General features: G+C 55.9%; 9 protein-coding genes. 5 read left to right on the forward strand and 4 right to left on the reverse strand.

Annotated features, from left to right (window positions below; all coding sequences use genetic code 11):
* Positions 1 to 34: 34 nt before the first annotated feature.
* From BH712_RS20280 to pepA, 4 genes are all read right to left on the reverse strand, one after another.
* Positions 35 to 538 carry a GNAT family N-acetyltransferase gene (locus BH712_RS20280; RefSeq protein WP_032674074.1) on the reverse strand — a complete coding sequence of 168 codons (504 nt, stop codon included), beginning with the start codon at positions 536 to 538 and terminating at the stop codon, positions 35 to 37.
* A 123-nt stretch (positions 539 to 661) separates the two neighbouring features.
* A complete protein-coding gene (locus tag BH712_RS20285; RefSeq protein WP_006812141.1) occupies positions 662 to 3,517 on the reverse strand; it encodes a valine--tRNA ligase in 2,856 nt (951 codons plus the stop codon).
* Entirely contained in the window at positions 3,517 to 3,960 is a 444-nt protein-coding gene (gene holC / locus BH712_RS20290) for a DNA polymerase III subunit chi (protein ID WP_003861884.1), read from the reverse strand. Before holC ends, BH712_RS20285 begins: the two co-directional genes overlap by 1 nt.
* 117 nt (positions 3,961 to 4,077) lie before the next feature.
* Positions 4,078 to 5,589 carry a leucyl aminopeptidase gene (gene pepA / locus BH712_RS20295; RefSeq protein WP_003861882.1) on the reverse strand — a complete coding sequence of 504 codons (1,512 nt, stop codon included), beginning with the start codon at positions 5,587 to 5,589 and terminating at the stop codon, positions 4,078 to 4,080.
* Positions 5,590 to 5,854: 265 nt separating this feature from the next.
* Here pepA and lptF point away from each other — a divergent pair, with 265 nt between their 5' ends.
* The 5 genes from lptF to mtgA all read left to right on the forward strand — a co-directional run bounded on the left by lptF (position 5,855) and on the right by mtgA (position 12,116).
* A complete protein-coding gene (gene lptF / locus BH712_RS20300; RefSeq protein ID WP_000584142.1) occupies positions 5,855 to 6,955 on the forward strand; it encodes an LPS export ABC transporter permease LptF in 1,101 nt (366 codons plus the stop codon).
* A complete protein-coding gene (lptG, locus tag BH712_RS20305) occupies positions 6,955 to 8,037 on the forward strand; it encodes an LPS export ABC transporter permease LptG (RefSeq protein WP_001147540.1) in 1,083 nt (360 codons plus the stop codon). Before lptF ends, lptG begins: the two co-directional genes overlap by 1 nt.
* Before the next feature lie 137 nt (positions 8,038 to 8,174).
* Complete coding sequence (gene arcB / locus BH712_RS20310) at positions 8,175 to 10,508, forward strand: aerobic respiration two-component sensor histidine kinase ArcB (RefSeq protein ID WP_000809803.1); 2,334 nt, start codon at positions 8,175 to 8,177, stop codon at positions 10,506 to 10,508.
* A gap of 232 nt (positions 10,509 to 10,740) precedes the next feature.
* A complete protein-coding gene (gene elbB / locus BH712_RS20315) occupies positions 10,741 to 11,394 on the forward strand; it encodes an isoprenoid biosynthesis glyoxalase ElbB (protein WP_032674072.1) in 654 nt (217 codons plus the stop codon).
* Entirely contained in the window at positions 11,391 to 12,116 is a 726-nt protein-coding gene (gene mtgA, locus BH712_RS20320; RefSeq protein ID WP_006812139.1) for a monofunctional biosynthetic peptidoglycan transglycosylase, read from the forward strand. The genes elbB and mtgA overlap by 4 nt, the downstream gene beginning before the upstream one ends.
* Positions 12,117 to 12,149: the final 33 nt, after the last annotated feature.

Genomic DNA, 12,149 nt, shown 5'->3' on the forward strand with positions numbered 1-12,149 from the left:
ACAGACGCTTAACAGAAGACGGCAGGAACGAAACTTACAGACTTTTCAGCATTCTGACTTCGCAGTCCACATGGCCTGTGCAGCCCAGTGGCGCATCGATATGCTCGAAGCCCAGATGTTCATACAGGCCAATGGCCTCTTTAAGGAAAGCGGTGGTTTCAAGGTAGCAACGTTTAAAGCCCTGTGAGCGTGCATATTCCAGGGCGACCAGCGCCAGCTTTTTCGCCAGCCCTTGTCCGCGTATCGTTGGCAGGAAATACATTTTCTGTAGTTCACAGATATCCGGCTCGCTGCAAAGCAGTGGGGCAATGCCGCCGCCGCCCACGACCTGACCGTCCTGCTCGATGACCCAGTAGGCATGACCCGGCTGGCTGTACAGCTGAAAAAGTTCGTCCAGATTTGGGTCGGCCACGGTGTAGCCTTTGTCGGCGGTCAGGCCGTATTCGGCAGAAACCGTGCGGATAACGGCGGCGATAGCCGGGTTGTCTTGCTCAGTGATCCGACGCATTGTCGTCGCGACGGGGGTAATCACGCTCATAGCATTACTCATGACAAAAATTGACACACAACTGCTGTTAATAGCACCGCGGAAAGGGGAGTGCAAGCGAGGAGTTTTCAGGAAGGATACCCCTTACGCCCTGAAGCGTAAGGGGTAAAAGCATTACAGGGCAGCGATAACCGCCTGCTGCTCGATCAGTTTGGTCTTCGCATCGGCGAAGGCAACCAGACGCTCACGCTCTTTGGCGATGACCGCTTCCGGCGCGCGGGCCACAAAGCCTTCATTCGCCAGTTTGCTTTCGATTTTGCCAATTTCCACGTCGACTTTCGCCACTTCTTTCGCCAGACGCGCCAGCTCAGCATCTTTGTCGATCAGACCCGCCATCGGGATCAGCAGTTCCGCGCCATCGATGATTTTGGTCACGGAAACCGGACCTTTGTCATCCGTAGGCAGTACGGTGATGCTTTCCAGACGCGCCATGGTTTTCAGGAAGGTGTTGTTCTCCGTGACACGACGAACGGCAGCTTCGCTGCAACCGCGCAGCAGCAGTTCCAGTGGTTTACCCGGAGCGATGTTCATTTCCGCGCGGATGTTACGTACCGCAACGATTGCCTGTTTCAGCCACTCGGTATCCGCAGATGCAGCGTCGTCCACTTTCGCGGCGTCGAATGCCGGGAACGGCTGGAGCATGATGGTATCGGCGTTGATACCGGCAATCACCTTCACACGCTGCCAGATGGTTTCGGTGATGAATGGAATGATCGGGTGCGCAAGGCGCAGCAGACCTTCCAGGACGGTAATCAGAGTATTGCGCGTACCGCGCAGTTCCGCCTCAGTCCCGCCGTTCATCACCGGCTTCGCCAGCTCCAGATACCAGTCACAGAACTGGTTCCAGGTGAATTCGTACAGGATGCCTGCCGCAATGTCGAAGCGGTAGCTGTCCAGTGCGTCGCGGAAGGCTTTCACCGTCTGGTTAAATTCCGCCAGGATCCAGCGGTCCGCCAGAGACAGGGTCATTTCGCCACCGTTGAAGCCGCAGTCCTGATCTTCGGTGTTCATCAGCACGAAGCGGCTGGCGTTCCACAGCTTGTTACAGAAGTTACGGTAACCTTCCAGACGCTTCATATCCCAGTTGATGTCACGGCCAGTAGAGGCCAGCGCCGCCAAGGTGAAGCGCAGGGCGTCGGTACCGTGAGATTCGATCCCGTTCGGGAACTGCTTCTCGGTACGCTTGCGGATTTTCTCCGCCAGCTGCGGCTGCATCATGTTACCGGTACGTTTTTCCAGCAGCTCTTCCAGCGAGATACCGTCCACCATGTCCAGCGGGTCGATAACGTTACCCTTAGATTTGGACATCTTCTGGCCTTCGTCGTCGCGGATCAGGCCGGTCATGTAGACGGTATGGAACGGAACCTGCGGCTTGCCGTCTTCGTCTTTGATGAAGTGCATGGTCATCATGATCATGCGGGCGATCCAGAAGAAGATGATGTCGAAGCCGGAGACCATCACGCTGGTTGGGTGGAACTGACGCAGCGCGTCGGTATTTTCTGGCCAGCCGAGGGTGGAGAAGGTCCACAGCGCGGAGGAGAACCAGGTATCCAGAACGTCTTCGTCCTGGCGCAGCGCCACGTCAGCGCCCAGGTTGTTTTCCTGACGCACTTCCTCTTCGGTGCGGCCAACGTAGACATTGCCTTCGTTGTCGTACCACGCCGGGATACGGTGACCCCACCACAGCTGACGGGAGATACACCAGTCCTGAATATCGCGCATCCAGGAGAAATACATGTTTTCGTACTGCTTCGGCACGAACTGAATGCTGCCGTTCTCAACCGCTTCCACAGCCGGTTTCGCCAGCACGTCGGCACGCACGTACCACTGGTCGGTCAGCATTGGCTCGATCACCACGCCGCCACGGTCGCCGTACGGCACGGTCAAATCGTGAGGCTTAATCTCTTCCAGCAGGCCAAGCGCGTCAACGGCGGCCACAATCGCTTTACGCGCGGCAAAGCGTTCCAGCTTCTGGAACTCAGCCGGGATGTCGCTTGAGTAAACGTCGGATTCGTTGCCTTTGGTGTCGTATACTTCTGCACTTTCGCGGATATCGCCGTCGAAGGTCAGAATGTTGATCATCGGAAGTTGATGACGACGGCCCACTTCATAGTCGTTGAAGTCGTGCGCCGGGGTGATTTTCACGCAGCCGGTGCCTTTTTCCATGTCGGCGTGTTCGTCGCCCACAATTGGAATACGGCGGTTCACCAGCGGCAGCACCACGAATTTGCCGATCAGATCTTTATAGCGCGGATCTTCCGGGTTAACGGCCACGCCGGTATCGCCCAGCAGGGTTTCCGGACGGGTGGTCGCCACCACCAGATAATCTTTACCGTCGGCGGTTTTTGCGCCGTCGGCCAGCGGATAGCGGATGTGCCACATGGAGCCTTTAGACTCGCGGTTTTCCACTTCCAGGTCAGAAATTGCGGTGCGCAGTTTCGGGTCCCAGTTGACCAGGCGCTTGCCGCGGTAAATCAGGTCTTCTTTGTACAGGCGCACGAAGACTTCTTTCACGGCGTTGGACAGGCCCTCGTCCATGGTGAAGCGCTCGCGCTCCCAGTCCACGGAGTTGCCGAGACGGCGCATCTGACGGGTAATGGTGCCGCCGGATTCTGCCTTCCACTGCCAGATTTTGTCGATGAACGCGTCGCGACCGTAGTCGTGGCGGGTTTTACCCTCTTCAGCGGCAATTTTACGCTCTACCACCATCTGGGTCGCGATACCCGCGTGGTCAGTCCCCGCCTGCCACAGGGTGTTTTTGCCCTGCATGCGCTGGTAGCGGATCATGGTATCCATGATGGTCTGCTGGAAAGCATGTCCCATATGCAAACTGCCGGTGACGTTCGGCGGCGGGATCATGATGCAGAAGGACTCTTTGCTTTCGTCGCCGTTAGGCTTGAAATAGCCCTGCTGTTCCCAGTGCTCGTAAAGCGGCTGTTCGATATCGCGTGGGTTATATGTCTTTTCCATTATTTCCAGGTTGCCGTATTCAGGTTAAAACCGGCCAGGCGGTACGCTTTGTAGCGTTCGCGCGCCAGTTGTTTCAAAGATTCTTCGTAAGGGACAAAGTCTACCACTTCTGTGAAAGCGGTGGCAAAATCTGCAAAGTCTGTCCGCAGGCTAATGAGAATGTCGCGCGCGCTGCTGTTGCGTTTTTGTGGCCAGGCAATTTCGACCGGTGCCCCGCCGCGCGGACCTTCACCCGACAGGTTATGCGGCACAAAACTCTCCGGCGGGCGCGCCCATAGCGCTTCATCCAGGCGAATGGCCTGCTGCTCATCTTCACAGGCAATCAACACGCGTTTACCTGCGCGCCAACGTTCTGCGGCAATTTCACACACCAGCTGTTCGACGGCGCTAAGGCCATCCTGATGGGTGTCGTTGTCCAGAAGGTAGAACGTTGCATTCTTCATATATGGGGCTTCTTGTCGTGGATTTAAATGCAAAGCCGGGTGGCGCTTCGCTTACCCGGCCTACGGTTGAGTGGCGTGTAGGCCGGGTAAGGCGTAGCCGCCACCCGGCGTTTTACATCACTCGTCGCCGTTAAAACCCGCACGATTGAGCAGGAACTGCGACAGCAGCGCCACCGGACGTCCGGTCGCGCCTTTGGCTTTACCGGAGCGCCATGCGGTGCCAGCAATGTCCAGGTGCGCCCAGTTGTACTTGCGGGTGAAGCGCGCCAGGAAGCAGCCTGCGGTAATTGCGCCGCCAGGACGACCACCAATGTTCGCCATGTCTGCGAAGTTAGACTCCAGCTGTTCCTGGAACTCATCCCCCAGCGGCAGACGCCACGCGCGGTCGCCAGCCTGTTCGGACGCGCCGATCAGCTCATGCGCCAGCGGGTTGTGGTTCGACATCAGGCCGGTGATGTGATGGCCCAGCGCGATCACGCAGGCGCCGGTCAGGGTAGCCACGTCAATCACCGCTTCAGGCTCGAAGCGTTCAACGTAGGTCAGCACGTCGCACAGTACCAGACGGCCTTCGGCGTCGGTGTTCAGCACCTCAACGGTCTGACCGGACATGGTGGTCAGCACATCACCCGGACGATACGCGCGGCCGCCAGGCATGTTTTCGCAGCCCGCCAGCACGCCGATCACGTTGATGGGTAACTGAAGTTCCGCGACCATGCGCATCACGCCGTAAACCGCCGCTGCGCCACACATGTCGTATTTCATCTCATCCATGCCTTCTGAAGGCTTGATGGAGATGCCGCCGGAGTCGAATGTCAGCCCTTTACCGACGAGCACGATGGGACGCGCATCTTCAGACGGATTGCCTTTGTATTCGATGACCGACATAAGGGATTCGTTCTGAGAGCCGTTACCGACCGCCAGATAAGAGTGCATTCCCAGCTCTTTCATCTGCTGTTCGCCGATGACGCGGGTGATGACGTTCTTGCTGTAGGCGTCAGCCAGCTGGCGCGCCTGAGAGGCGAGATACGCGGCGTTACAGATGTTTGGCGGCATATTGCCAAGATCTTTTGCCGCTTTAATACCGGCGGCAATCGCCAGACCGTGCTGAATAGCGCGCTCGCCGCTGGTCAGCTCGCGACGGGTTGGCACGTTAAAGACCATTTTACGCAGCGGGCGACGCGGCTCGCTTTTGGTGGTCTTAAGCTGATCAAAGCTGTAGAGGCTCTCTTTTGCGGTTTCGACGGCCTGACGTACTTTCCAGTACGTGTTGCGGCCCTTAACGTGCAGCTCAGTCAGGAAGCAGACCGCTTCCATCGAACCAGTATCATTCAGTGTATTAATGGTTTTCTGAATAACCTGCTTGTACTGGCGCTCATCAAGCTCACGTTCTTTACCACAGCCAATCAGCAGAATACGCTCGGACAGGACGTTCGGAACATGGTGCAGCAACAGGGTTTGCCCTGGTTTGCCTTCCAGTTCGCCACGGCGCAGCAGGGCGCTGATATAGCCGTCGCTGATTTTATCGAGTTGCTCGGCGATCGGGGAGAGTCGGCGTGGTTCAAAGACGCCCACAACGATGCAGGCACTCCGCTGTTTCTCCGGGCTACCGCTTTTTACACTGAACTCCATGCACTACGCTCCTGAATCTTAAAGACAACGGCGGCGGCTACGGATAGAATTGAAACCTTTCGTAACTCATGTCCGCCGTTGTGGTGACTTCGTGTTAATCTTACGTTACTACGGTTTCGACACGTCAATAAATGTCATGAAGCGCGAATCCGCCGGGTTTTTTAATCTTAGCGATGATTTCGACGACTCAAGAGAATAAATGACGTTTAAGCCATGAAACAAGCTAAATTCCTGCATAAGACGAGTTTTAACGGGCGTATTTAAAGTGATAATCATAAGATATCTGGTTCGGGAGACGCTGAAGAGCCAACTGGCGATCCTCTTTATCCTCCTTCTGATCTTTTTCTGTCAGAAGCTGGTCAGGATCCTCGGCGCGGCGGTTGATGGCGAAATCCCAACGAATCTGGTGCTTTCCCTGCTCGGGCTTGGCGTGCCGGAAATGGCGCAGCTTATCCTGCCGTTAAGCCTGTTCCTTGGTCTGCTGATGACCCTGGGTAAGCTCTATACCGAAAGTGAAATCACCGTGATGCATGCCTGCGGCCTCAGTAAAGCCGTACTGGTAAAAGCAGCCATGGTGCTGGCGCTGTTTACGGGCATTGTTGCCGCGGTTAACGTCATGTGGGCGGGGCCGACCTCTTCCCGTCATCAGGATGAGGTGCTGGCGGAAGCCAAAGCTAACCCGGGGCTGGCCGCGCTGGCGCAGGGGCAGTTCCAGCAGGCGACCGACGGTAACTCCGTGCTGTTTATCGAAAGCGTGGATGGCAACCGCTTTAATGACGTGTTTCTTGCTCAACTGCGCCCGAAAGGTAACGCTCGCCCTTCTGTGGTGGTGGCAGACTCTGGTCAGCTGGCGCAGCGTAAAGATGGCTCTCAGGTTGTCACGCTGAACAAAGGAACGCGTTTCGAAGGCACGGCAATGTTGCGTGACTTCCGTATTACCGATTTCCAGAACTATCAGGCCATCATTGGTCATCAGGCCGTCGCGCTCGATCCAACGGATACTGAGCAGATGGATATGCGTACCTTAATGAATACCGATACCGATCGTGCGCGTGCTGAACTGCACTGGCGTATCACTCTGGTATTCACCGTATTTATGATGGCGCTGATGGTGGTTCCACTGAGTGTGGTGAACCCGCGTCAGGGGCGCGTGCTGTCGATGCTGCCAGCGATGCTGCTGTATCTGGTGTTCTTCCTGCTGCAAACCTCAATCAAGTCTAACGGCGGGAAAGGAAAAATTGACCCGATGATCTGGACCTGGGTCGTGAATGGTTTGTATCTGCTGCTTGCAGTCGGACTCAACTTGTGGGACACGGTGCCTGTGCGTCGTCTTCGTGCCCGGTTTACGCGTAAAGGAGCCATCTAATGCAGGCGTTTGGCGTACTTGACCGCTATATCGGTAAAACGATTTTTACCACCATCATGATGACCCTGTTCATGCTGGTGTCGCTTTCGGGCATTATCAAATTTGTCGACCAGCTGAAAAAAGCCGGGCAGGGGAGTTACGACGCGTTAGGCGCCGGGATGTATACCCTGCTCAGCGTACCAAAAGATGTGCAGATCTTCTTCCCGATGGCGGCCCTGCTGGGGGCGCTGCTGGGCCTGGGGATGCTGGCTCAGCGTAGCGAGCTGGTGGTGATGCAGGCATCGGGCTTTACCCGTATGCAGGTTGCGCTGTCGGTGATGAAAACCGCGATCCCGCTGGTGCTGTTGACCATGGCGATCGGCGAATGGGTTGCGCCGCAGGGCGAACAGATGGCGCGTAACTACCGTGCTCAGGCTATGTACGGCGGTTCACTGCTCTCCACACAGCAGGGGTTATGGGCGAAAGATGGTCAGAACTTCGTCTATATCGAACGCGTGAAAGGGGACGATGAACTGGGCGGCGTGAGCATCTACGCTTTCAACAACGATCGTCGTTTGCAGTCGGTGCGTTATGCCGCCTCCGCTAAATTTGATGCGAACAACAAGCTGTGGCGGTTATCCCAGGTTGATGAATCTGACCTGACGAACCCGAAACAGATCACCGGTTCGCAGACCGTTAGCGGTACCTGGAAAACCAACCTGACGCCGGACAAGCTCGGCGTCGTGGCGCTGGATCCGGATGCGCTCTCCATCAGTGGTCTGCATAACTACGTGAAGTATCTGAAATCCAGCGGACAGGATGCGGGGCGTTACCAGCTCAACATGTGGAGCAAAATCTTCCAGCCGCTGTCCGTTGCGGTGATGATGCTGATGGCGCTGTCGTTCATCTTTGGGCCACTGCGTAGCGTGCCGATGGGGGTTCGTGTGGTAACCGGTATCAGCTTTGGTTTCGTGTTCTACGTCCTCGATCAGATTTTCGGTCCACTGACGCTGGTGTATGGCATTCCGCCGATTATCGGCGCGCTGTTGCCGAGCGCCAGTTTCTTCCTGATCAGCCTCTGGATGCTGCTAAAACGCTCCTGATCACTCCTCTTCCTCGCTCCCGGTTGCACGGGGGCGAGGCTAATCTCCTGTTTCACCCCGCACTTTTTCTCACAACTTGCAACGCCTCGCCCTGAATTTGAGTATTATTGAGCGATAAAGTCGTGAAGGGATCCTCTATGAAGCAAATTCGAATGCTGGCCCAGTACTACGTCGACCTGATGATGAAGCTTGGGCTGGTGCGTTTTTCCATGCTGCTGGCGCTGGCACTGGTCGTTCTGGCGATAGTTGTACAAATGGCCGTGACCATGGTTCTGCATGGTCAGGTCGAGAGCATCGACGTGATCCGCTCTATTTTCTTTGGCCTGCTGATCACCCCCTGGGCGGTCTATTTCCTTTCCGTAGTGGTTGAGCAACTGGAAGAATCCCGACAGCGTTTATCGAAACTGGTGGATAAGCTGGAAGAGATGCGCGAACGCGATCTCAAACTCAACGTTCAGCTCAAGGACAACATTGCCCAGCTGAATCAGGAAATTTCAGACCGTGAGAAGGCGGAAGCCGAGCGTCAGACCACGCTTGAGCAGCTGAAAATTGAGATGAAAGAGCGTGAAGTGACGCAGATCCAGCTTGAACAGCAATCCTCTTTCCTGCGCTCGTTCCTCGATGCGTCGCCAGATCTGGTGTTCTACCGTAATGAAGATAAAGAGTTCTCCGGCTGTAACCGGGCGATGGAACTGTTGACCGGGAAAAGCGAAAAGCAGCTGATCCACCTGAAGCCTCAGGATGTCTATTCCGAAGAGGCGGCAGCAAAAGTGATGGAGACGGATGAAAAAGTCTTCCGCCATAACGTTTCGCTGACTTATGAGCAGTGGCTGGACTATCCCGACGGACGTAAAGCCTGCTTTGAGATCCGCAAAGTGCCTTATTACGACCGGGTGGGAAAACGTCATGGTCTGATGGGCTTTGGCCGTGATATCACCGAGCGTAAGCGTTATCAGGATGCGCTGGAGCGCGCCAGCCGGGATAAAACCACCTTCATCTCCACCATCAGCCATGAACTGCGCACCCCGCTGAATGGCATTGTGGGGCTGAGCCGCATTCTGCTGGATACCGAGCTGACCAGCGAGCAGGAAAAATACCTCAAAACGATCCACGTCTCGGCGGTCACGCTGGGCAATATCTTCAATGATATTATCGACATGGATAAGATGGAGCGCCGTAAAGTTCAGCTCGACAACCAGCCAGTTGATTTTACCGGCTTCCTCGCGGACCTGGAAAACCTGTCAGGTTTGCAGGCTCAGCAAAAAGGGTTGAGCTTTGTGATGGAGCCAACCCTGCCGCTGCCGCATAAAGTGGTGACGGACGGCACGCGTCTGCGTCAGATCCTGTGGAACCTCATCAGCAATGCCGTGAAGTTTACCCAGAAGGGGCAGGTTGCGGTGCGTATTCGCTATGACGAAGGGGACATGCTGCACTTTGAAGTTGAGGACTCGGGTATCGGCATTCCTCAGGAGGAGCAGGATAAGATCTTCGCCATGTACTATCAGGTTAAAGACAGCCACGGCGGTAAACCGGCGACCGGTACGGGCATTGGCCTGGCGGTGTCGAAACGTCTGGCGAAAAGTATGGGCGGGGATATCACCGTTGCCAGCCAGCCGGGTAAAGGCTCCACCTTTACGCTTACCGTCCACGCGCCTGCCGTCGCGGAAGAGGTGGAAGATACGTTTGAGAACGACGATATGCCGCTGCCAGCCCTGCACGTCCTGCTGGTGGAAGATATTGAGCTGAACGTCATTGTCGCCCGGTCGGTACTGGAAAAACTCGGTAACAGCGTGGATGTGGCGATGACCGGCAAAGCCGCGCTGGAGATGTTCACGCCGGGCGAGTACGACCTGGTGCTGCTCGATATTCAGCTACCGGACATGACCGGGCTGGATATTTCCCGCGAGCTGACGCGTAAATACGCTCCTGACGAGCTGCCGCCGCTGGTGGCGTTGACCGCAAACGTGCTGAAAGATAAAAAAGAGTACCTCGAGGCCGGTATGGACGATGTGCTCAGCAAGCCGCTGGCAGTGCCTGCCCTGACGGCGATGATCAAGAAGTTCTGGGATACCTGTGATGAAGAGGAGAGCACCATGACGTCTGTTGATAGCGCCAAAGCCCAAACGATTCTGGATACCGCCATGCTGGAGCAGTATATCGATCTGGTGGGACCCAAACTGATCACCGATGGCCTGGCCGTGTTCGAAAAAATGATGCCGGGCTATCTGAACGTGCTCGAATCCAACCTGACGGCGCGTGACCAGAAGGGCATCGTCGAAGAGGGACATAAAATCAAAGGCGCGGCTGGCTCCGTCGGATTACGCCATCTCCAGCAACTGGGCCAACAGATTCAGTCGCCTGATTTACCTGCCTGGGAAGATAACGTGGGTGATTGGGTTGAAGAGATGAAACAAGAGTGGCAAAACGACGTGGCAGTGCTGAAAGCCTGGGTAGATGCCAGAAAAAAATGACCCCGGCTATACCGGGGTGCGCGAATACTGCGCCAACACCAGGGAAATCGTGGCTGCGCCTGATTTTTATGGGTTGTTTTCGCATGGACGCCGCCTGAAAATTGAGGCCGCACGCAGACAAGATAGCAAATCTTAAATAGTTTGTTACATGAATCAGTGAAATATGTGAAGCATAGCGTTTTAATCAGAATTTTTAATGTGCTTCAGCGAGTTGCATAGAAGGATCGTCAGAATGAAAAAGATTGGTGTCGTGCTGAGCGGATGTGGTGTTTTCGATGGTTCAGAGATACATGAAGCCGTATTAACGCTACTGGCATTATCGCGCCAGGGGGCGGAGGTTATCTGTTTCGCCCCGGATAAAACCCAGGCAGACGTGATTAATCATCTTACCGGCGAGCCGATGGCGGAAAGCCGTAACGTCCTGATTGAAGCGGCGCGTATTGTGCGCGGGGATATTCACCCGCTGGCACAGGCTGATGCCGCTGAACTTGATGCCCTCATCGTGCCGGGCGGTTTTGGCGCGGCGAAAAACCTGAGCACGTTTGCAACTGAGGGGGCGGCGTGTCATGTCGATCCTGATTTAAAAGCGCTATCGCTGGCGATGCATGCGGCAGGTAAGCCACAGGGCTTTATCTGCATAGCGCCAGCCATGCTGCCGAAAATTTTTGATTTCCCGCTGCGGCTCACGATCGGAACCGACATTGATACCGCTGAGATGGTCGAGGATATGGGCGGCGAACACGTGCCATGTCCGGTAGACGACATTGTGGTGGATGAGGACAACAAAATCATCACCACGCCAGCCTATATGCTGGCGCAGAACATCGCCGAGGCTGCCGCAGGCATTGAAAAGCTGGTGGACAGAGTCTTGGTTCTTACCGAATGAGTCGTAAATTATCCCCCGGCGGGTGGGTAAAACGGATCCTGCTGCGTTTTGTTTTGGTTCTGGCGGTTTTCTGGGGCGGCGGTATTGCGCTTTTCAGCATCCTGCCCGTCCCGTTCTCCGCCGTGATGGCAGAGCGGCAGATTAGCGCCTGGCTCTCCGGTGATTTTGGCTATGTTGCCCACTCAGACTGGGTCAGCATGGATGCAATCTCCCCGTGGATGGGGCTGGCGGTCATTGCGGCAGAAGATCAGAAATTCCCGGAACACTGGGGTTTTGACGTGGCGGCGATCGAAAAGGCGCTGGATCATAATGAACGCCATGAGAACCGCGTCCGCGGCGCATCGACGCTTTCTCAGCAGACGGTAAAAAACCTGTTCTTATGGGACGGTCGTAGCTGGGTGAGAAAAGGGCTGGAGGCCGGGCTGACGCTGGGAGTCGAGACGGTGTGGAGCAAAAAACGCATTTTAACCGTCTACCTGAATATCGCGGAGTTTGGTGACGGCGTGTTTGGGGTCGAAGCGGCATCGCAGCGCTATTTTGGCAAGCCTGCCAGCAGGCTGACTATGTCCGAAGCGGCACTGCTCGCCGCCGTTCTGCCAAACCCTCTGCGGTTTAAGGCCAGCGCTCCGTCAGGCTACGTGCGAAGCCGCCAGGCGTGGATTATGCGCCAGATGCGTCAGCTGGGTGGGGAAGGCTTTATGGAGCGAAATCATCTTATGTAGAGCGGGTGAGCGCAGCGCCACCCGCCAGAACAC

It is taken from the genome of Enterobacter hormaechei ATCC 49162, assembly GCF_001875655.1.
Lineage (GTDB): Bacteria > Pseudomonadota > Gammaproteobacteria > Enterobacterales > Enterobacteriaceae > Enterobacter > Enterobacter hormaechei.